The following is a 21128-nucleotide window of genomic DNA, read 5'->3' on the forward strand; positions in this document are numbered from 1 at the left end:
CCATGGCGACCATCCCCACCGACCTCCTCGACCGCATCCGGGACATCGAGCGCCGCATCCGCGAGCTGATGGCCTCGGCCAACAGCAGCCCGCCGATGAACCAGGTCGGCACCGGTGACATCGTCGTCGGCGATCAGGGCCGCGTCCGGGCCAGGACCTCGCTCGGCGACGACCTGTTCGTGGTCGGCCGGGTGCAGCCGGACCGGGACACCGACGCCAAGCGGTACCAGCAGGGGCTGGAGCTGCGCCGCGACGACGGCTCGATGGCCCTGTCGCTGATCACCGCCGACCCGGTGAACAGCCCCGTCCAGCAGTTGCGGGTCCTCGACCACCAGGGCAACACGCTTCTGGCGACCGACGCGTCCCGCGGCGGCCTGGCCCGGCCCTACTTGGCGTTCCCGCTGCCCGTGCCGGTGAACACCGCCCGCTGGGAGTCGACCGGCGCCACCGACTGGACCACCCTGTACGCCGGTCCCGGCATCGCCCAGCACCCGCGCGTCCAGTGCGAGGTCGCGGTCTCGGGCAGCGTCGGCGCCGCCGTACGGCTGCTGGTGGACGGCATCCCGGTCGCCGCCGAACAGACCGTCACCGGCACCGCGACGCTCTACGCCGCCTTCACCGGGGACGTCGCCGCCGCCTTCGGCGACCCGGTCTCCTTCGAGATCCAGGCCAAGGTCGCGACGGCCGGCGACACGGTCGCCTGCGTCCCGCGGGCGCTGTACGGCATCCAGTCCTGAAGCCCCCTCCCACGAAGCAACGGAGTCCTCGTGCTGCCCGAATCCATCCCCACCGTCCGGCTCACCGCCCAGTACCTCGCCCTCGACGGCCGCCCGCTCGGCGGCACCGTCGAGTTCGCGCCGCCGTCCCTGCTCACCCACTCGGACGCCGATGTCTTCGTCGGCGGCCCGACGACGGCGAGCCTCGACGCCGAGGGCCGCCTCGACGTGACGCTGCCCGCCACCGACGCCGACGGGTGGAACCCGCTGGCCTGGACGTACACGGTCACCGAGCGTCTGAACGGCCTGTCCAGGACCCGTACCTACCGCATCGCCCTGGCCCAGTCCGTGCCCGAGGTGGACCTCGCCGACCTCGCGCCCGCCGACCCGGCCGGCCCCCAGTACGTGACCGTGCCCGGCCCGCAGGGCCCCCAGGGCGAACCGGGGCCGCAGGGTCCGGCCGGTCCGGTCCGCTCGGTCAACGGCCACACCGAGGCCGACATCATCCTGACCGCCTCCGAGGTCGGCGCCCTCCCCGCCGCGGCGGCCGGCCAGCCGAGCGGAGTCGCCCAGCTCGACGCCACCGGCAAGGTGCCGCTCACCCAGCTCCCCGACGGCACCGGCGACGGCGTCACCTCGGTCAACGGCCGGACCGGCGCGGTCACCCTGGCCGCCGCCGACCTCGGGGCGCTCACCCCGGCCGCGGCCGACGCCCGCTACCTGGCCATCGACGGGGCGCCGGTGCTCTCCGTCAACGGGCAGACCGGCGCGGTCACCCTGACCGCCTCCGGTCTCGGGGCGGTCCCCGCCGACCAGGCCGTCCTGCTCACCGGCACCCAGACCGTCGCGGGTGCCAAGACCTTCTCCACCGTCCCCGCCGTCACCGCCGACCCGGCCACCGACAACCAGTTGGTGCGCCGGTCGTACGTCGACACCCGGGCCTCCTCGGGCGTGTGGACCCCGGCCGCGCTGGGCTTCAAGGCGTGGGCGTTCGACCCGGCGGCATCCTCCCCGTCCACCGCCCAGTACTGCATCAACGGCAACGTGTACCTCATCGGGGTGCCGCTGACCACGGCCGGCACCATCAACAACGTCTGCTTCTACGTGGCCGGTTACGCCGGCACCGGTCTCGCCGCCACCTCCTTCGCCGGGCTCTACGACAGCGCGGGCAAGCGGGTCGGCGTCACCGGCACGCTGAACACGCTGATCACCGCGACCGAGGGCACCACGTTCGTCCTGAAGCTGACCACCGCCTACGCCGCCGCCGCCGGCAACTACTGGGTCGCGCTGCTGATCAACGGCCCCGACCCGCGGACCAACGGCCCCGGCTTCATGGTCGGCGCCAGCATGGGCAGCTTCCCGGGCGGCAGCGCCCGGATGCCCGGCGCCTTCGTCCGGCACGGCCGCCTGCCCACCACCGGCCTGACCGCGCTGCCCACCTCGTTCACCCCGTCCACGATCGTGGCCGACGCCAACGCGATCTGGGCCGCCGTCTCCTGACCCCTCCCCGTCCGGCCTTCCTGTGAAGGAGTACCACCATGGCCACCCCTCTGCCCGCCGACGCCCTGGTCACCGCGCTGACCGCCGAGGGCGTCACCGTCGTCGAACACGGCGACTGGCGCACCCACAACCGCAACAGCGTCGGGGCCTGGGGCCCGGTCAACGGCGTGATGGTGCACCACACCGTCACCTCCGGCACCGACGCCTCCGTCGACCTCTGCTACGACGGCACCAGCGAGCTGCCCGGCCCGCTCTGCCACGGCGTCATCGCCAAGGACGGCACGGTCCACCTGGTCGGCAACGGCCGCGCCAACCACGCCGGCAGCGGCGACGCCGACGTACTCGACGCCGTCGTCGCCGAGACCGCGCTGCCCGCGCCGAACAGCGACGACGTCGACGGCAACACCCGCTTCTACGGCTTCGAGTGCGTCAACCTCGGCGACGGCTCCGACCCGTGGCCCGAAGCCCAGTTGAAGGCCATCTCCCGGGTCTGCGCCGCACTCTGCCGGGCCCACGGCTGGAGCGCCGCCTCCGTCATCGGCCACCTGGAGTGGACCATCCGCAAGATCGACCCCAAGGGCTTCTCGATGGCGTCGATGCGCGATCGGGTCGCCGCCCTGCTCGCCGCCGCGCCGGGCGGCAGCGCCACGCGCTACCAGCCGTTCCCCGGCGACGCCTTCTTCAAGTCCGCCCCCAACTCCACCATCGTCGCCGCGATGGGCGGCCGGCTCGTCGCCCAGGGCTGCTCCGCCTACGAGGAGGGCCCCGGTCCGCAGTGGAGCGAGGCGGACCGCGCCTCGTACGCGCTGTGGCAGCGGAAGCTCGGGTACACCGGGGCCGACGCCGACGGCTGGCCGGGCGCCACCTCGTGGAACGCCCTGAAGGTCCCGTACACCGCCTGATCCACCCCTCCCGCCCCGCCGCCGCTCCGCCCCGGGCGGCGGCGGGGCGCTCCCGTCCGCCCCACCCCGGAGCAGCCATGTCCACACCCCTGTCCGCCACCGCCCTGGTCAGCGCCCTGACCGCCGAGGGCGTCACCGTCGTCGAGCACACCGGCTGGCGCACCCACAACCGCAACGGCAAGGGCGCCTGGGGCCCGGTCAACGGCGTGATGATCCACCACACCGTCACCTCCGGCACCGCGGCCACCGTCAGCCTCTGCTACAACGGCCGCCCGGACCTGCCCGGTCCGCTCTGCCACGGCGTCATCGCCAAGGACGGCACGGTCCACCTGGTCGGCAACGGCCGCGCCAACCACGCCGGCAGCGGCGACGCCGACGTCCTGGCCGCCGTCATCGCCGAGCGCGCTGCCCTGCCCGCCCCGAACCAGCGGAACACGGACGGCAACACCCGCTTCTACGGCTTCGAGTGCGTCAACCTCGGCGACGGCCGGGACCCCTGGCCCGAGGCCCAGCTCGACGCCATCGCCCGCACCGCGGCCGCGATCTGCCGGGCGCACGGCTGGAGCGCGGCCTCCGTCATCGGCCACAAGGAGTGGACCAGCACCAAGATCGACCCGCGCGGCGTCACGATGTCGTCCCTGCGCGCCCGGGTCGAAACCCTCCTCGGCGAGAAGCCGGCCACGACCACCCCGCGGTACCAGCCCTTCCCGGGCGCCGCCTGGTTCAAGAACAAGCCGAAGTCGCCGATCGTCACGGCGATGGGCAAGCGCCTGGTCGCCGAGGGCTGCTCCGCCTACGCCGAGGGCCCCGGCCCGCGGTGGACCGACGCGGACCGCGACAGCTACGCCAAGTGGCAGCGCAAGCTCGGCTACACCGGCGCGGACGCCGACGGCTGGCCGGGCGCCACCTCGTGGGCGGCGCTCAAGGTGCCGTACACCGGCGGAAAGTGAGCCGCATGAGCGACGACACCACCCGACGGACCCTGCGCACGGTCGTCCAGACCGCCGTGGCCCTGTGCGTCCTGCTGCCGTCACTGATCGACGCGGCCGGGCTGCCCCGCAGTCTGCCGTGGGTCGCCGGAGCCCTGGCCGTGTCCGGCGCGGTGACCCGGGTGATGGCGATGCCGGCCGTGCAGTCCCGCCTCCCCGCCTGGCTGCGCACGGAGGCACCCGAACGGAACCCGAACGAGAAGAGCACGACATGAGCGACGATCAAGCCACCGTGGCCGTCGAACTGGAGCGCCTGCGCGGCACGGTGGAAGCGGGCTTCGCCCGGGTCGACGGCTCCCTCGCCCTGCTGGTCCAGCGCAGCGACCAGAGCGACAAGCAGCTCGCCGACCATGAACAACGACTGGACGCCCTGGAACGCTCCCGCTGGCCGCTGGCAAGCATCGGCGTCCTGGCCACCCTGGCCACGACGGCGCTCGCCGCCCTGCAGTTGACCACCCGCTGAAACCCGTACACACGCCGAAGGGCGGCCACCCCACCAGGGGTGACCGCCCTTCAGCAGACCCGGACCTTACTGGTTGTACGGACCGTAGTCGTAGTCCTCCAGCGGCACCGCCTGGCCGGAGCCCGTGCCGAACGGCGAGTAGTCGATGTCGTCGTAGCCGACGGCCGAGTACATCGCCGCCTTGGCCTCCTCGGTCGGCTCGACCCGGATGTTGCGGTAACGGGACAGGCCCGTACCGGCCGGGATGAGCTTACCGATGATGACGTTCTCCTTGAGGCCGATGAGGCTGTCGGACTTGGCGTTGATCGCCGCGTCCGTCAGGACTCGGGTCGTCTCCTGGAAGGAGGCGGCCGACAGCCAGGATTCCGTCGCCAGCGATGCCTTGGTGATACCCATGAGCTGCGGACGACCCGAGGCCGGGTGACCGCCCTCCTGGACCACACGCCGGTTCTCGGTCTCGAACTTCGAGCGCTCGACCAGCTCGCCGGGCAGCAGCTCGGCGTCGCCGGACTCGATGATCGTCACACGGCGCAGCATCTGCCGGATGATGATCTCGATGTGCTTGTCGTGGATCGACACACCCTGCGAGTTGTAGACCTTCTGGACCTCGCCGACCAGGTGGACCTGGACGGCCCGCTGGCCCAGGATGCGCAGCACGTCGTGCGGGTTGGTGGCACCCACGGTGAGCTTCTGGCCCACCTCGACGTGGTCGCCCTCGCCCACCAGCAGACGGGCGCGCTTGGAGATCGGGTAGGCCGTCTCGTCGCTGCCGTCGTCCGGCGTGATGACGATCTTCTTGGTCTTCTCGGTCTCCTCGATCCGCACCCGGCCGCTGGCCTCGGAGATCGGGGCGACACCCTTCGGGGTACGCGCCTCGAACAGCTCGACGACACGCGGCAGACCCTGCGTGATGTCGTCACCGGCCACACCACCGGTGTGGAAGGTACGCATCGTGAGCTGGGTGCCGGGCTCACCGATGGACTGGGCGGCGATGATGCCGACCGCCTCACCGATGTCGACCAGCTTGCCGGTGGCCAGCGAGCGGCCGTAGCACATGGCGCAGGTGCCGACGGCGGACTCGCAGGTCAGGACCGAGCGGGTCTTGACCTCCTCGACGCCGTGCTTGACCAGCTCGTCGATGAGCACGTCGCCGAGGTCGGTACCGGCCGGGGCCAGCACCTTGCCGTCGACCACGATGTCCTCGGCGAGGCAGCGGGCGTACACCGACGTCTCGACGTTCTCCGCCTTGAGCAGGGTGCCCTCGGCGTTGCGGTCGGCGATCCTGAGGCGCAGGCCGCGGTCGGTGCCGCAGTCCTCCTCGCGGATGATGACGTCCTGGGAGACGTCCACCAGACGACGGGTGAGGTAACCCGAGTCGGCGGTCCGCAGGGCGGTGTCCGCCAGACCCTTACGGGCACCGTGCGTGGAGATGAAGTACTCCAGCACGGACAGACCCTCACGGAACGACGCCTTGATGGGCCGCGGGATGGTCTCGTTCTTGGCGTTGGACACCAGACCGCGCATACCGGCGATCTGCCGCATCTGCATCATGTTCCCTCGGGCGCCCGAGTTCACCATCATGAAGATCGGGTTGGTCTTCGGGAAGTTGTCGTTCATCGCCTCGGCGACCTCGTTGGTCGCCTTGGTCCAGATCGCGATGAGCTCCTGCGTGCGCTCGTCCTTGGTGATCAGACCGCGCTCGTACTGCTTCTGGACCTTCTCGTCCTGCGCCTCGTAGCCCTTGACGATCTCCTTCTTCGCCTCGGGAACGACGACGTCGGAGATGGCCACGGTGACACCGGAGCGGGTCGCCCAGAAGAAGCCGGACGCCTTCAGGTTGTCGAGCGTCGCCGCCACGATGACCTTCGGGTAACGCTCGGCGAGGTCGTTGACGATCTCGGAGAGCTGCTTCTTGCCGACCTCGTAGTCGACGAACGGGTAGTCCTCGGGCAGCAGCTCGTTGAAGAGCGCCCGGCCCAGCGTGGTGCGCAGGGTGAACGGGTCGCCCTGCTGCCACTCGCCGGTGCCGCCCTCGGTCTCCGCGCCCTCCTCGGGCGCCGGCGGGGTCCAGCCGCGCGGCGGGATGGTGCCCACCGGGAAGCGGATGTCGACCTTCGCCTGGAGCGACAGCTCGCCCGCGTCGAACGCCATGATGGCCTCGGCGACGGACGCGAACGCCCGGCCCTCGCCCTTGACGTCCCGGCCCTCGCCGTCGGTGGTGAGGAAGAACAGACCGAGGACCATGTCCTGGGTCGGCATCGTCACCGGACGGCCGTCGGCCGGCTTGAGGATGTTGTTCGAGGACAGCATGAGGATGCGGGCCTCGGCCTGCGCCTCCGCGGAGAGCGGCAGGTGGACGGCCATCTGGTCACCGTCGAAGTCCGCGTTGAACGCGGTGCACACGAGCGGGTGGATCTGGATGGCCTTGCCCTCGACGAGCTGCGGCTCGAACGCCTGGATGCCGAGGCGGTGCAGGGTGGGCGCGCGGTTCAGCAGCACCGGGTGCTCCGCGATGACCTCTTCCAGCACGTCGTACACGACCGTGCGGCCGCGCTCGACCATGCGCTTGGCGCTCTTGATGTTCTGCGCGTGGTTGAGGTCCACCAGCCGCTTCATCACGAACGGCTTGAACAGCTCCAGCGCCATCGCCTTCGGCAGACCGCACTGGTGCAGCTTGAGCTGCGGACCGACGACGATCACGGAACGCGCGGAGTAGTCCACGCGCTTGCCGAGCAGGTTCTGGCGGAAGCGGCCCTGCTTGCCCTTGAGCATGTCGGACAGCGACTTCAGCGGACGGTTGCCGGGGCCCGTGACCGGGCGGCCGCGGCGGCCGTTGTCGAAGAGCGCGTCGACGGCCTCCTGGAGCATGCGCTTCTCGTTGTTCACGATGATCTCGGGCGCGCCGAGGTCGAGAAGCCGCTTCAGGCGGTTGTTGCGGTTGATGACGCGGCGGTACAGGTCGTTGAGGTCGGAGGTGGCGAAGCGGCCACCGTCGAGCTGCACCATCGGACGCAGGTCCGGCGGGATGACCGGCACGCAGTCCAGCACCATGCCCTTGGGGCTGTTGCTGGTCTGCAGGAACGCGGAGACGACCTTGAGGCGCTTGAGCGCGCGGGTCTTCTTCTGGCCCTTGCCGGTACGGATGATCTCGCGGAGCTTCTCGGCCTCTTCCTCCAGGTCGAAGGACTCCAGGCGCTTCTGCAGCGCCGCGGCGCCCATCGAGCCGTCGAAGTAGGTGCCGAAGCGGTCGCGCAGCTCGCGGTAGAGCAGCTCGTCGCCCTCCAGGTCCTGGACCTTGAGGTTCTTGAACCGGTTCCACACCTCGTCGAGGCGGTCGATCTCGCGCTGGGCGCGGTCGCGGAGCTGCTTCATCTCGCGCTCGGCGCCCTCGCGCACCTTGCGGCGCACATCGGCCTTGGCGCCCTCGGCCTCCAGCTCGGCCAGGTCGGTCTCGAGCTTCTTGGCCCGGGCCTCCAGGTCGGCGTCGCGGCGCTGCTCGATCTGCTGGCGCTCGACGGAGACGTGCGCCTCCAGCGAGGGCAGGTCGCGGGTGCGGCGCTCCTCGTCCACGTACGTGATCATGTACGCGGCGAAGTAGATGACCTTCTCCAGGTCCTTCGGGGCGAGGTCGAGCAGGTAGCCCAGCCGCGACGGGACGCCCTTGAAGTACCAGATGTGCGTGACGGGGGCGGCCAGCTCGATGTGGCCCATCCGCTCACGGCGCACCTTGGCGCGCGTGACCTCGACGCCACAGCGCTCGCAGATGATGCCCTTGAAGCGGACGCGCTTGTACTTGCCGCAGTAGCACTCCCAGTCCCGGGTGGGGCCGAAGATCTTCTCGCAGAAGAGTCCGTCCTTCTCCGGCTTGAGGGTGCGGTAGTTGATGGTCTCGGGCTTCTTGACCTCGCCGTGGCTCCACTGACGGATGTCGTCAGCGGTGGCCAGGCCGATCCGGAGCTCATCGAAGAAGTTGACGTCGAGCACTATGCGTCAATCCCTCTCAGGGTTGTAAGTCTTGGGGTCTGATACGGGGGTCCTGGGGCCGGCGGGCCTTGATCGCTCAAGGCCCGCCGGACTCCCGTCAGACCTCTTCGACGCTGCTCGGCTCGCGCCGGGACAGGTCGATGCCGAGCTCCTCCGCCGCGCGGAAGACGTCCTCGTCGGTGTCGCGCATCTCGATGGACATGCCGTCCGAGGACAGCACCTCCACGTTGAGGCACAGGGACTGCATCTCCTTGATGAGCACCTTGAAGGACTCGGGGATGCCGGGCTCAGGGATGTTCTCGCCCTTGACGATGGCCTCGTAGACCTTCACGCGGCCGGTGACGTCGTCGGACTTGATGGTCAGCAGCTCCTGGAGGGCGTACGCGGCGCCGTACGCCTCCAGCGCCCACACCTCCATCTCACCGAAGCGCTGGCCACCGAACTGGGCCTTACCACCCAGCGGCTGCTGGGTGATCATCGAGTACGGACCGGTCGAACGGGCGTGCAGCTTGTCGTCGACCAGGTGGTGCAGCTTGAGGATGTACATGTAGCCGACCGAGATCGGGTCCGGGAACGGCTCACCGCTGCGGCCGTCGAACAGCCGCGCCTTGCCGGTCGGGAGCACCATGCGCTCGCCGTCCCGGTTGGGGATGGTGTGCTGGAGCAGACCGGCCAGCTCGTCCTCGCGCGCACCGTCGAAGACCGGGGTGGCGACATTGGTCCCGGGCTCGACCTTGTCGGCGCCGATCGCCTGGAGGCGCTGCGCCCACTCCTCCGCGAGGCCGGAGACGTCCCAGCCGCGGCTGGCGAGCCAGCCGAGGTGGATCTCCAGGACCTGTCCCGGGTTCATGCGGGACGGGACACCCAGCGGGTTGAGGATGATGTCGACCGGGGTGCCGTCCTCCAGGAACGGCATGTCCTCGATCGGCAGGATCTTGGAGATGACGCCCTTGTTGCCGTGGCGGCCGGCGAGCTTGTCACCGTCGGTGATCTTGCGCTTCTGCGCGACGTACACGCGCACGAGCTGGTTGACACCGGGGGGAAGCTCGTCGCCCTCCTCGCGGTCGAAGACGCGGACGCCGATGACCTTGCCGGTCTCGCCGTGCGGCACCTTCAGCGAGGTGTCACGGACCTCACGGGCCTTCTCGCCGAAGATCGCGCGCAGCAGGCGCTCCTCGGGGGTCAGCTCGGTCTCGCCCTTGGGGGTCACCTTGCCGACGAGGATGTCGCCGGCGATGACCTCGGCGCCGATGCGGATGATGCCGCGCTCGTCGAGGTCGGCGAGGACCTCCTCGGAGACGTTCGGGATGTCCCGGGTGATCTCCTCGGGGCCGAGCTTGGTGTCACGGGCGTCGACCTCGTGCTCCTCGATGTGGATCGAGGAGAGGACGTCGTCCTGGACGAGGCGCTGCGACAGGATGATCGCGTCCTCGTAGTTGTGACCCTCCCACGGCATGAACGCGACCAGCAGGTTCTTGCCGAGCGCCATCTCGCCGTTCTCGGTGGCGGGGCCGTCGGCGAGGACCTGGCCGGTGATGATCCGGTCGCCCTCGTTGACGATGACCTTCTGGTTGACCGAGGTGCCCTGGTTGGAGCGGGCGAACTTGGCCAGGCGGTACGTGATGTACGTGCCGTCGTCGTTGGCGGTGGTGATGTAGTCCGCGGAGACCTCCTGGACCACACCCGGCTTCTCGGCCTTGACCACGTCACCGGCGTCGACCGCGGAGCGGTACTCCATGCCGGTGCCGACCAGCGGCGACTCGCTCTTGATGAGCGGCACGGCCTGGCGCATCATGTTCGCGCCCATGAGCGCGCGGTTGGCGTCGTCGTGCTCCAGGAAGGGGATCATGGCGGTCGCGACCGACACCATCTGGCGCGGCGAGACGTCCATGTAGTCCACGTCCTCGGGGCCGACGTAGTCGACCTCGCCGCCCTTGCGGCGGACCAGCACCCGGGCCTCGGCGAACCGCATGTCGTCGCCGAGCGTGGCGTTGGCCTGCGCGATGACGAAGCGGTCCTCCTCGTCGGCGGTCAGGTAGTCGACCTCGTCGGTGACCTGGCCGTCGATGACCTTACGGTACGGGGTCTCGACGAAACCGAACGCGTTGACCCGGCCGTAGGAGGCGAGCGAGCCGATCAGACCGATGTTCGGGCCTTCGGGCGTCTCGATCGGGCACATGCGGCCGTAGTGCGAGGGGTGCACGTCACGGACCTCGAAGCCGGCCCGCTCACGGGAGAGACCACCCGGGCCAAGAGCCGACAGACGGCGCTTGTGGGTGAGACCCGACAGCGGGTTGTTCTGGTCCATGAACTGCGAGAGCTGGCTGGTGCCGAAGAACTCCTTGATGGAGGCGACGACCGGCCGGATGTTGATCAGGGTCTGCGGCGTGATCGCCTCGACGTCCTGGGTGGTCATCCGCTCCCGGACCACGCGCTCCATCCGCGCCAGACCCGTACGGACCTGGTTCTGGATCAGCTCGCCGACGCTGCGCAGACGGCGGTTGCCGAAGTGGTCGATGTCGTCGGTCTCGACGACGATCGTCTGGCCGTTGTCCGCGGTCGTCTCGGTCTCGCCGGCGTGCAGCTTCACCAGGTACTTGATCGTCGAGATGATGTCCTCGACGGTCAGGATGCCGGCGTCCAGCGGGGCGTCGGCGCCCAGCTTCTTGTTGACCTTGTAGCGGCCGACCTTGGCCAGGTCGTAGCGCTTGGGGTTGAAGTAGAGGTTCTCCAGCAGCGTCTGGGCGGCCTCGCGGGTCGGCGGCTCACCCGGGCGCAGCTTGCGGTAGATGTCGAGCAGCGCGTCGTCCTGGCCCTGGGTGTGGTCCTTCTCCAGGGTGGCGCGCATCGACTCGTACTCGCCGAACTCCTCCAGGATCTGCTCGGTGGTCCAGCCGAGCGCCTTGAGCAGGACGGTGACGGACTGCTTGCGCTTGCGGTCGATGCGGACACCGACCATGTCGCGCTTGTCGATCTCCATCTCCAGCCAGGCACCCCGGGACGGGATGATCTTGGCGGAGAAGATGTCCTTGTCGGACGTCTTGTCGATGGAGGAGTCGAAGTAGACGCCGGGGGAACGGACGAGCTGCGACACCACGACACGCTCGGTGCCGTTGATGACGAAGGTGCCCTTGTTGGTCATGAGCGGGAAGTCGCCCATGAAGACCGTCTGGGACTTGATCTCGCCGGTCTCGTTGTTGGTGAACTCGGCCGTGACGAAGAGCGGGGCGGCGTACGTGAAGTCGCGCTCCTTGCACTCGTCGATGGAGTTCTTCGGCGGCTCGAAGCGGTGGTCGCGGAAGGTCAGCGACATCGACCCGGAGAAGTCCTCGATCGGGGAGATCTCCTCGAAGATCTCCTCCAGACCGGACTTGGTGGGGACGTCCTGACCGTTCTCCAGGGCCTCCTCGACGCGAGCCTTCCACGCGTCGTTGCCGAGCAGCCAGTCGAAGCTCTCGGTTTGCAGCGCGAGAAGGTTCGGAACCTCGAGGGGCTCCTTGATCTTTGCAAAGGAGATGCGCAGCGGGGCGGTGCTGGCAGCGTTGTTCGTATTCGCGGTCGAGGCGTTGCGCGAGGCGGCCAAGAGGGGGTCCTTCCGAGGGCTCGGACTCACTACGCGCGTACCGGTCCCCCTCCTGTGCACGGGGACAGGGTTCCCGTTTCCGGCCGTTCGGCCAGTTCAGGGACTCCGGTCATCGATGCTCAGGCGAGGGCATGCCCCTGGTGACGGGCAGGGAGCAGCTAACAGGCAGCGCAAAGGGTCAGTGTAGCCACTTGGCACACTGATGTCCAGTCCCGCTCTGTAGAGCGCCTCACTACCCTCACTGTTCTCAACGTCTGCGGCATGCCTGCCCTCAACGCACGTTGATACTGCCCTCTTCGCCGCCGATCCATGCCTCGGAACCCGGATCGTTGTGACGACGCGTCCTGAGAATTGCGCGCTGCGTGCGGTTCGTCAAGGCCCCCCTGACCCGAACCGGGACGCTCGGAGACACGACGAAGATCACCATACCCCGCGCGAACACCGGTGCAAGGCAACCGTGGCCGCACCCCCCGGAACGCCGAAGAGCGACCACCCGGATGGATGATCGCTCCTCGGTGCGTCCGCGTTACAGCCCTCGCGGGCCGTTCTCCGCGGACGCGAAGGTGTTACTTGACCTCGACGGAGGCGCCGGCGCCCTCGAGGGCCTCCTTGGCCTTGTCCGCGGCCTCCTTGTTGACCTTCTCCAGGACCGGCTTCGGGGTGCCGTCGACCAGGTCCTTGGCCTCCTTCAGGCCGAGGGAGGTCAGCTCGCGCACGACCTTGATGACCTGGATCTTCTTGTCACCGGCGCCGGTGAGGACGACGTCGAACTCGTCCTTCTCCTCGACGGCCTCGGCGGCGCCGCCGCCACCCTGGCCCTGGACCACGACCGGCGCGGCAGCGGCGGCGGTGACGTCGAACTTCTCCTCGAACGCCTTCACGAACTCGGAGAGCTCGATGAGGGTCATCTCTTCGAACTGCGCGAGCAGGTCTTCCTGGCTGAGCTTCGCCATGATGGCGGTCCTTCCACTAAATCGGCAGGTGCCGGATGTACTGGGTGAGGCGGGCGTACGTCGGGCCCGCTGCGACCCTCGCCGCTAGGCGGCGTGAGTCAGAAAGCGAGCCGAATTACTCGGCACCGCCCTGCTCGTCCTGCTTGGCACGGAGCGCGTCCACGGTGCGGACGAGCTTCGACGGCAGCGCCTGGAAGACAGAGGCAGCCTGGGACTGCTTGCCCTTCATGGCACCGGCCAGCTTGGAGAGCAGAACCTCGCGGGACTCGAGGTCCGCAAGCTTCTTGATCTCGTCGGCGGACAGCGCCTTGCCGTCAAGGACACCGCCCTTGATGACGAGATTGGGGTTGTCCTTGGCGAAGTCGCGCAGACCCTTCGCCGACTCCACCGGGTCACCGGTGATGAAGGCGACAGCCGTCGGACCATTGAACTGGTCGTCCAGCGTCGTGATCCCGGCCTCGTTGGCCGCAATCTTGGTCAGCGTGTTCTTCACCACGGCGTACTGGGCGTTCTCACCGAGCGACCGGCGCAGCGTCTTGAGCTGCGCCACGGTGAGACCGCGGTACTCGGTCAGCACGGCGGCGTTGGAGCTGCGGAACTTGTCCGTCAGCTCGGCAACCGCGGCAGCCTTGTCGGGCCTCGCCATAGAGCCTCGGCCTCCTTCCGGGTGATTCGGACCGCGCGGACCCGAAGGAGGACTGGGGAAAACGAAACGCCCCGGCGCAGGCGCACGGGGCGTAGCTCGACCGGAATCCATCCGCGCACGGGGCGCGCACTCCGGGAGCTTCTCCAATGTCACCTGCGCGGGTCGTCCGCAGTTCAGCGGATCCTTCGGCCACCGCGCCCTCTCTCGAGCGCACGGCAACGACCAGCGGTCTTTGGCTTCTGTGGAAGCGTACGGGACCGGGGCGGTGTCAAGCAAATCCGCCCGGTCCGGTGGTTTCCGCGCGGTCAGGACGGCCCGGCCCCGCCGGTCTCCTGGCCGAGGAGGTCCTCGAAGTCGGCCGTGTCGGCGGCCGGGGGCCGTTCGGCGGCGGCGCGGGCGCCGTAGTCGCCGTAGTACGCGGTCTGGGTCAGCCGCCCCGACTCGGTGCTGCCCCGCTCGACCTTCTTGACCAGCAGGTCCTGGTCGTTGACCCAGATGTCGACGGTCTGGGTGCCGGGGCCGTCGACGGTGCCGGAGTAGTGCGTGGTGCGCTGGCCGCGGGTGGTCTCCACGCCGACCTTGCGCACGTCCTCGGCGGTCAGCAGCAGCTTGACGGACTGCTGGGGGGTGCTGGTGCGCATCTGCTCGGCGAACCCGGCGCCCGCTCCCCCGAGGCTCTCCAGGTCCGCGTAGTCGTACCGGATCCAGTGCCGGCCGCCCAGCTTGCCGGCGAAGGCGTCGCCGATGCGCGCGTAGTACGCGTCGGGCAGGTAGCGGGCCTCCATGGAGGTGGTGCCGAGCTCGCGCATGGTCTCGGCGGTGGTGCCGCCGGTGTAGGTGATGGTGAGGGTGCCGGTGAGGCCGTCGTCCCGCCAGCCGAGGGTGCCGGCCGCCTCGATGGACAGTTCCCGGCCCATCACCGTGGTGGACGTGATCCGCGCCGACCCGGCCCGGTCGACGGCCCGCTCGACGGCGCGCAGGGCCCGCTCGGCCGGTGACGGGGTCCGGGCGGGCGGCTCCTCGCCCGAGCAGGCGGTGGCGCCCAGCAGTACGGCGGTCAGCGCCATCCCCGAGACCCTGCGACGCGGTGTCGTGCCGGTCATGTCCCACCCACCCCTGTCGGTTCCGTGCCCGCACGCTAACCCAGGGTCCGGGCTGTCGTACCCGGCCGGGAACGGGGACGGGCCCCGCACCTGGGCAGGTGCGGGGCCCGTGGAACCGCTGGGGGGCGAGCCGGGGGCTCAGACCGCCGCCGGGTCCTCCTCGACGAGGAGGTTGCGGGTGCGGTTGGAGTCGACCGGGATGCCGGGGCCCATCGTGGTGCTGATGGCGGCCTTCTTGATGTAGCGGCCCTTGGCGGCGGACGGCTTCAGACGGAGGATCTCCTCCAGGGCCGCGCCGTAGTTCTCCACCAGCTTGGTGTCGTCGAACGACGTCTTGCCGATGATGAAGTGCAGGTTGGCGTGCTTGTCGACGCGGAACTCGATCTTGCCGCCCTTGATCTCGGTCACGGCCTTGGCCACGTCCGGGGTCACGGTGCCCGTCTTCGGGTTCGGCATCAGACCACGCGGGCCGAGGACGCGGCCGAGGCGGCCGACCTTGCCCATGAGGTCCGGGGTGGCGACGACGGCGTCGAAGTCCAGACGGCCCTTCGACACCTCGTCGATCAGTTCGTCGGCGCCGACGATGTCGGCGCCCGCGGCACGCGCGGCCTCGGCACGGTCGCCGGTCGCGAAGACCAGGACCCGGGCGGTCTTGCCGGTGCCGTGCGGGAGGTTCACGGTGCCACGGACCATCTGGTCGGCCTTGCGCGGGTCGACACCCAGGCGGAAGGCGACCTCGACGGTGCCGTCGAACTTGGTCGTGGAGGTCTCCTTGGCGAGACGGACGGCCTCGAGCGGGGCGTAGAGCTTGTCCCGGTCGACCTTGGCGTCCGCAGCGCGGAGAGACTTGCTGCGCTTGCTCACTACTGCTCCTGTTGGCTTCTTAGGAGTTGTGGTCCGGACCGAGCAGGCCCTGCCACTACTGCTGGCTTACGAGGGTGAGGGTCAGCCCTCGACCGTGACGCCCATGGAACGGGCGGTGCCGGCGATGATCTTCTCGGCGGCGTCCAGGTCGTTGGCGTTGAGGTCGGGCATCTTGGTGGTGGCGATCTCGCGGACCTGGTCGCGGGTGATCTTCGCGACCTTGGTCTTGTGCGGCTCGCCGGAGCCCTTCTCCACGCCCGCGGCCTTGAGGATCATCTTGGCGGCCGGCGGCGTCTTGGTGATGAAGGTGAAGGAGCGGTCCTCGTAGACCGTGATCTCCACCGGGATGACCCAGCCGCGCTGCGACTCGGTCGCGGCGTTGTACGCCTTGCAGAACTCCATGATGTTCACGCCGTGCTGACCCAGCGCGGGGCCGACCGGCGGGGCCGGGTTGGCGGCACCGGCCTGGATCTGGAGCTTGATGAGCCCCGTGACCTTCTTCTTCTTGGGAGGCATGGCTCTCCGGGTCCTTTCGATTCGGGTCCTGCCCGCATCCGGGGGACGACCCGGACCCAGGCATACCGCACAACGATAACGGGTATGGATGTGCGGCTGAAAACCGAGCAGGTCAGACGACTGCCAGGGCAGCCGTCCGACCTGCTCGGACGCGGTGTTTCCGAAGAAGCTAGTTCTTCTGGATCTGGTCGAAGCTCAGCTCGACCGGGGTCTCGCGGCCGAAGATCTCGACGAGGCCCTTGACCTTCTTCGAGTCGGCGTTGATCTCGTTGATGGTGGCCTGGAGCGTGGCGAACGGGCCGTCGGTGACGGTGACCGAGTCGCCGACCTCGAAGTCCAGCACCTGGACCTCGACCTTGCGCTGCGGCGCCGGCTTGCCCTCGGCCTCGGCGGCCTCGCGGGCGGCCTTCTCCTCGGCCTCCGGGGCGAGCATCTTGACGATCTCGTCCAGGGTCAGCGGGTACGGGTCGTAGGCGTTGCCCACGAAGCCGGTGACGCCGGGGGTGTTGCGGACGACGCCCCAGGACTCGTTGGTCAGGTCCATGCGGACCAGGACGTAGCCCGGCAGCTTGTTCTGGCGGATCGTCTTGCGGTCGCCGTTCTTGATCTGGACGACCTCTTCCTGCGGCACCTCGGCCTGGAAGATGTAGTCCTCGACGTTGAGCGAGACGGCGCGCTGCTCCAGGTTGGTCTTCACGCGGTTCTCGTAGCCGGCGTAGGTGTGGATGACGTACCACTCGCCGGGCAGGACGCGCAGTTCCTGGCGGAGCTTCTCGACCGGGTCGATGTCGGGCTCGTCCGTGGCCTCTTCTTCTTCGGCCTCGGACTCGGCCTCGGCGTCCTCGGACTCCGTGTCCTCGGAGCCGGCGCTCTCCTCGACGTCGGCCTCGGCGGCCTCGTCGGTCTCGGCAGCCTCGACCTCGGCGGAGGTCTCGGTGTCCTCGCGGTCCGCGCCCTCGACGGCGTCGAGCTGGTCCTCGGCGGACTCGGCCCCTTCGCCGCGAGGCTCGACGGCGTCGTTCACGTTCGGGTCAGACACGGTGGCTGCTTCTTCCTGGATACATAGGGGTGGAACACGCGAAAGGAGCGCCGGGTACCTCGGCGCTCTTCGCTCTCGGGTCAGCCGAAGACGTACTTGGCGGCGTGGCTGAGCCCATAGTCAATCACGGTGACCAGGCCGATCATGATGACGACGAAGATGATCACCACAGTGGTGTACGTCGTCAGTTGGTTGCGGCTGGGCCAGACGACCTTGCGCAGCTCCGCGATGATCTGGCGGTAGAACAGTGCCAGACGCTTCAGCGGACCCTTCTTGGCCCGCTTGCCGCCCTTGCGCTGCTTCTTCTTGGAGTCCGGCGCCTCGTCCTGGGCATCAGGCATGTCGATGGAGCCCACGGCGTCCGTCACTCGTCCTCACCTGATTCCGGGTCGTGGCCGTGCCGCGCCCGGTCTGAGCCGCACGGCGGTGCATTGCTGTACGTACCTGCGCACACATCCTGGCGATGGAGTGTGTAGCAGGGCCGGAGGGACTTGAACCCCCAACCGCTGGTTTTGGAGACCAGTGCTCTACCAATTGAGCTACGACCCTTTGTGTGTCCCCCAACGTACCGCATCCGCCCGGGTGCTCGGTGTGCACCAGATGAGCGCGGGCCGCTGAAGGCCGACGAGGTGAGAGTGTACGTGTTCCGGGGCCGGGCGTCGAACAGTAACGGCCGGGCCCCGGCCCGGCCGGGGCCCGCCGGGTGAAGATCGCCCAGGCCGGATGGCGGTTCCGGACTGGTGTTCACGCCCTCTCGGGAAGCTGTTCAGTCCGTGAAACCCGCGTGCCGGGCGGGTTACGGGTCTGGGACGATGGGCCCCATGAGCGCTGCAACCCCTCCCACCGAGCGCCGGGTCTCCGCCCGAGTCGGCGCGATCTCCGAGTCCGCCACCCTCGCCGTGGACGCCAAGGCGAAGGCCCTGAAGGCCGCCGGGCGTCCGGTGATCGGCTTCGGCGCCGGTGAGCCCGACTTCCCGACCCCGGACTACATCGTCGAGGCGGCCGTCGAGGCGTGCAAGAACCCCAAGTACCACCGCTACACCCCGGCCGGCGGGCTGCCCGAGCTGAAGGCCGCGATCGCCGCGAGGACCCTGCGCGACTCCGGGTACGAGGTCGACCCGGCGCAGATCCTGGTCACCAACGGCGGCAAGCAGGCCATCTACGAGGCGTTCGCCGCGATCCTCGACCCGGGCGACGAGGTCATCGTCCCGGCGCCGTACTGGACGACGTACCCGGAGTCGATCCGGCTGGCCGGCGGGGTGCCGGTGGAGGTCGTCACGGACGAGACGACCGGCTACCGCGTCTCGGTGGAGCAGTTGGAGGCGGCCCGCACCGAGCGGACGAAGGTGGTCCTCTTCGTCTCCCCCTCCAACCCGACCGGCGCCGTCTACCGCCGGGCCGAGGCCGAGGCGATCGGCCGCTGGGCCGTCGAGCACGGCCTGTGGGTGCTGACCGACGAGATCTACGAGCACCTGGTCTACGGCGACGCGGAGTTCACCTCGCTGCCGGCGCTCCTGCCCGAGCTGCGGGACAAGTGCATCGTGGTCAACGGGGTGGCCAAGACGTACGCCATGACCGGCTGGCGGGTCGGGTGGGTGATCGGCCCCAAGGACGTGGTGAAGGCCGCGACCAACCTCCAGTCGCACGCCACCTCCAACGTCTCGAACGTGGCGCAGGCCGCCGCGCTCGCCGCCGTCTCCGGCGGCCTGGACGCCGTGGCGGAGATGCGCGAGGCGTTCGACCGGCGCCGCCGGACCATCGTGCGGATGCTCAACGAGATCGACGGCGTGGTCTGCCCCGAGCCGGAGGGCGCGTTCTACGTCTACCCCTCGGTGAAGTCGCTGCTCGGCAAGGAGATCCGCGGCAAGCGCCCCCAGGACACGGTGGAGCTGGCCGCGCTGATCCTGGAGGAGGTCGAGGTCGCGGTGGTGCCCGGCGAGGCGTTCGGCACCCCCGGCTATCTGCGGCTGTCGTACGCGCTCGGTGACGAGGACCTCGTCGAGGGCGTCTCCCGGATCCAGAAGCTGCTGGCGGAGGCCACGGACTGACGTTCCGCATCAACCAAGGGGACCTGCAGACTTTTTTGTGGGTCCCCTGTCGTTTGTGCGAGCGGGCCCCGTTCGGGGAACGGGCTACCGGGACCCCGGTGACGTGCGGCAGGATCTGGGAATGGAGCGTGTACGTGATCTCTCTGAGCTGCCGAAGGCCCATCTGCACCTGCACTTCACCGGGTCGATGCGGCCCGCCACCCTGCTGGAGCTCGCCGACAAGTACGGCGTCCGGCTGCCCGACGTCCTCACCGAGGCGCTGAGCAGCGGGGAGTCGCCGAAGCTGCGGGCGACCGACGAGCGGGGCTGGTTCCGCTTCCAGCGGCTCTACGACGCCGCCCGCTCGTGCCTGCAGCGGCCGGAGGACATCCAGCGGCTGGTGCGCGAGGCCGCCGAGGAAGACCTGCGGGACGGCTCGGGGTGGCTGGAGATCCAGGTCGACCCCACCTCGTACGCGCCGAAGCTGGGCGGGCTGATCCCGGCGCTGGAGATCATCCTGGACGCGGTGGACAGCACCGTGCGGGAGACCGGGCTCGGGATGCGGGTGCTGGTGGCCGCCAACCGCATGAAGCACCCGCTGGACGCCCGTACCCTGGCCCGGCTCGCGGTGCGCTACGCGGACCGGGGCGTGGTCGGCTTCGGGCTCTCCAACGACGAGCGGCGGGGCATGGCCCGGGACTTCGACCGGGCGTTCGCCATCGCGCGGGAGGGCGGGCTGCTGTCGGCGCCGCACGGGGGCGAGCTGACCGGCCCGGCCTCGGTGCGGGACTGCCTGGACGATCTCGCGGCCGACCGGATCGGGCACGGCGTCCGGGCGGCGGAGGACCCGCGGCTGCTCAAGCGGCTGGCGGACCGGCAGGTCACCTGCGAGGTCTGCCCGGCCTCCAACGTCGCCCTCGGCGTCTACGAGAAGCCCGAGGACGTGCCGCTGCGGAGGCTGTTCGAGGCGGGGGTGCCGATGGCGCTGGGCGCCGACGACCCGCTGCTGTTCGGGTCCCGGCTGGCGGCGCAGTACGAGATCGCGCGCCGGCACCACGGTTTCACGGACGCCGAGCTGGCCGAGCTGGCCCGGCAGTCGGTGCGCGGCTCGGCGGCACCGGAGGACACCAAGGAGAAGCTGCTGTCCGGCATCGACGCCTGGCTCAGCGCCCCGGTCGGCTGACCTCGCCGGTTTCGGCCCCGGACGCGGCGAGCAGGCCGGTGAGCAGGGTGCGGGCCAGACGCCGGGCGAAGTCGTCCACCGGGGGGCGGGCGCCGGGCGCCGCCGCGTCGTAGGCGAAGGCCCGCTGGGCGCAGGCGCCCAGCAGCAGGGAGGCGGCGGCGAAGGTGTCGGCGTCGGGGCGCAGCCGGCCCGCGGCCCGCTCGGCGCGCAGATAGCGGTCGAGGTCCTCGATCGGCAGGTGCGGTCCGGTGCCCAGCTCCCGCATCGCCTCGTGGTGCCGCCGCTTGAGCTGGGGCTCGGCGTACAGCGAGGCGGCGATCGGGAAGCTCTCCTCGTAGAACAGGGCCGCCCGGCGGGCGATCTCGGTGAGGTTCTCCTCCAGGGGGCGTCCCCCCGGTTCGGCGGTCAGGGCCGTCAGCAGCGGGGTCAGCTTCGGCAACCGCTCGGCGAGGACCCGGACGAAGAGGTCCTCCTTGCCGGCGAAGTACTTGTAGAGCGCGGCCTCGGAGCAGTGCGCGGCGCGGGCGATCTCCTTGGTGGTGGCGCGGGCGAGCCCGATGGTGCCCATCAGTTCATGGGCGGCGTCCAGGAGGCGTTCCCGGGCCGGCTTGCCGGAGTGCACGGCGGCTCCCAACAGACTTGACGCGTGGGTGAGTACTT

18 protein-coding genes and 1 tRNA gene are annotated in these 21128 nt (G+C 69.7%); 8 read left to right on the forward strand and 11 right to left on the reverse strand.

Translation table 11 applies throughout. From position 1 onward, the window contains the following. Positions 1 to 2 precede the first annotated feature (2 nt). From IE316_RS21870 to IE316_RS21895, 6 genes are all read left to right on the forward strand, one after another. Positions 3 to 737 (forward strand): hypothetical protein, encoded by a 735-nt coding sequence (locus IE316_RS21870; RefSeq protein ID WP_190206119.1) that lies wholly within the window; start codon positions 3 to 5, stop codon positions 735 to 737. A 30-nt stretch (positions 738 to 767) separates the two neighbouring features. Continuing rightward, positions 768 to 2216 (forward strand): phage tail protein, encoded by a 1449-nt coding sequence (locus IE316_RS21875; RefSeq protein ID WP_190206120.1) that lies wholly within the window; start codon positions 768 to 770, stop codon positions 2214 to 2216. Positions 2217 to 2254: 38 nt separating this feature from the next. Next, positions 2255 to 3118: a peptidoglycan-binding protein gene (locus tag IE316_RS21880; RefSeq protein WP_190206121.1), complete on the forward strand. Its 864-nt coding sequence runs from the start codon at positions 2255 to 2257 to the stop codon at positions 3116 to 3118. Positions 3119 to 3195: 77 nt separating this feature from the next. Beyond that, positions 3196 to 4068 carry a peptidoglycan-binding protein gene (locus IE316_RS21885; RefSeq protein ID WP_190206122.1) on the forward strand — a complete coding sequence of 291 codons (873 nt, stop codon included), beginning with the start codon at positions 3196 to 3198 and terminating at the stop codon, positions 4066 to 4068. Positions 4069 to 4073: 5 nt separating this feature from the next. After that, a complete protein-coding gene (locus tag IE316_RS21890; RefSeq protein ID WP_190206123.1) occupies positions 4074 to 4322 on the forward strand; it encodes a hypothetical protein in 249 nt (82 codons plus the stop codon). Further along, on the forward strand, positions 4319 to 4570 hold the full coding sequence (locus IE316_RS21895; protein WP_190206124.1) for a hypothetical protein: 252 nt from the start codon (positions 4319 to 4321) through the stop codon (positions 4568 to 4570). The genes IE316_RS21890 and IE316_RS21895 overlap by 4 nt, the downstream gene beginning before the upstream one ends. 66 nt (positions 4571 to 4636) lie before the next feature. Here the strand turns inward: IE316_RS21895 and IE316_RS21900 are convergent, their stop codons facing one another. From IE316_RS21900 to IE316_RS21945, 10 genes are all read right to left on the reverse strand, one after another. Further along, positions 4637 to 8554: a DNA-directed RNA polymerase subunit beta' gene (locus tag IE316_RS21900; RefSeq protein WP_190206125.1), complete on the reverse strand. Its 3918-nt coding sequence runs from the start codon at positions 8552 to 8554 to the stop codon at positions 4637 to 4639. A 97-nt stretch (positions 8555 to 8651) separates the two neighbouring features. Then, the gene (rpoB, locus tag IE316_RS21905; protein WP_190206126.1) at positions 8652 to 12137 is read right to left on the reverse strand and encodes a DNA-directed RNA polymerase subunit beta; all 3486 of its coding nucleotides are present in this window, start codon (positions 12135 to 12137) and stop codon (positions 8652 to 8654) included. 566 nt (positions 12138 to 12703) lie between these two features. After that, positions 12704 to 13090 (reverse strand): 50S ribosomal protein L7/L12, encoded by a 387-nt coding sequence (gene rplL / locus IE316_RS21910; protein ID WP_190206127.1) that lies wholly within the window; start codon positions 13088 to 13090, stop codon positions 12704 to 12706. Between the two features lie 115 nt (positions 13091 to 13205). Beyond that, entirely contained in the window at positions 13206 to 13736 is a 531-nt protein-coding gene (rplJ, locus tag IE316_RS21915; RefSeq protein ID WP_190206128.1) for a 50S ribosomal protein L10, read from the reverse strand. Between the two features lie 305 nt (positions 13737 to 14041). Continuing rightward, positions 14042 to 14839, reverse strand: coding sequence for an SCO4651 family lipoprotein (locus IE316_RS21920; RefSeq protein WP_190206129.1), 798 nt, complete (start codon positions 14837 to 14839; stop codon positions 14042 to 14044). 138 nt (positions 14840 to 14977) lie between these two features. Then, the gene (rplA, locus tag IE316_RS21925) at positions 14978 to 15703 is read right to left on the reverse strand and encodes a 50S ribosomal protein L1 (RefSeq protein ID WP_190206130.1); all 726 of its coding nucleotides are present in this window, start codon (positions 15701 to 15703) and stop codon (positions 14978 to 14980) included. Between the two features lie 81 nt (positions 15704 to 15784). Beyond that, positions 15785 to 16219: a 50S ribosomal protein L11 gene (gene rplK, locus IE316_RS21930; protein WP_006130605.1), complete on the reverse strand. Its 435-nt coding sequence runs from the start codon at positions 16217 to 16219 to the stop codon at positions 15785 to 15787. 169 nt (positions 16220 to 16388) lie between these two features. Next, positions 16389 to 17258 carry a transcription termination/antitermination protein NusG gene (nusG, locus tag IE316_RS21935; RefSeq protein ID WP_190206131.1) on the reverse strand — a complete coding sequence of 290 codons (870 nt, stop codon included), beginning with the start codon at positions 17256 to 17258 and terminating at the stop codon, positions 16389 to 16391. An 80-nt stretch (positions 17259 to 17338) separates the two neighbouring features. Next, a complete protein-coding gene (gene secE, locus IE316_RS21940) occupies positions 17339 to 17626 on the reverse strand; it encodes a preprotein translocase subunit SecE (protein WP_190206132.1) in 288 nt (95 codons plus the stop codon). Between the two features lie 108 nt (positions 17627 to 17734). Then, positions 17735 to 17807, reverse strand: a tRNA-Trp gene (locus IE316_RS21945). Between the two features lie 272 nt (positions 17808 to 18079). Between IE316_RS21945 and IE316_RS21950 the strand changes: the two genes are divergently transcribed. Together IE316_RS21950 and IE316_RS21955 are read left to right on the forward strand one after the other, a co-directional pair. Then, positions 18080 to 19306 (forward strand): pyridoxal phosphate-dependent aminotransferase, encoded by a 1227-nt coding sequence (locus IE316_RS21950; RefSeq protein ID WP_190206133.1) that lies wholly within the window; start codon positions 18080 to 18082, stop codon positions 19304 to 19306. 121 nt (positions 19307 to 19427) lie between these two features. Next, positions 19428 to 20468, forward strand: coding sequence for an adenosine deaminase (locus tag IE316_RS21955; protein WP_190206134.1), 1041 nt, complete (start codon positions 19428 to 19430; stop codon positions 20466 to 20468). On the opposite strand, the gene IE316_RS21960 is transcribed toward IE316_RS21955, so the two are convergent. Then, positions 20449 to 21090 carry a TetR/AcrR family transcriptional regulator gene (locus IE316_RS21960; protein ID WP_190206135.1) on the reverse strand — a complete coding sequence of 214 codons (642 nt, stop codon included), beginning with the start codon at positions 21088 to 21090 and terminating at the stop codon, positions 20449 to 20451. The genes IE316_RS21955 and IE316_RS21960 overlap by 20 nt on opposite strands. Positions 21091 to 21128: the final 38 nt, after the last annotated feature.

Source organism: Streptomyces fumanus, assembly GCF_014655295.1.
GTDB classification, from domain to species: Bacteria; Actinomycetota; Actinomycetes; order Streptomycetales; family Streptomycetaceae; genus Streptomyces; species Streptomyces fumanus.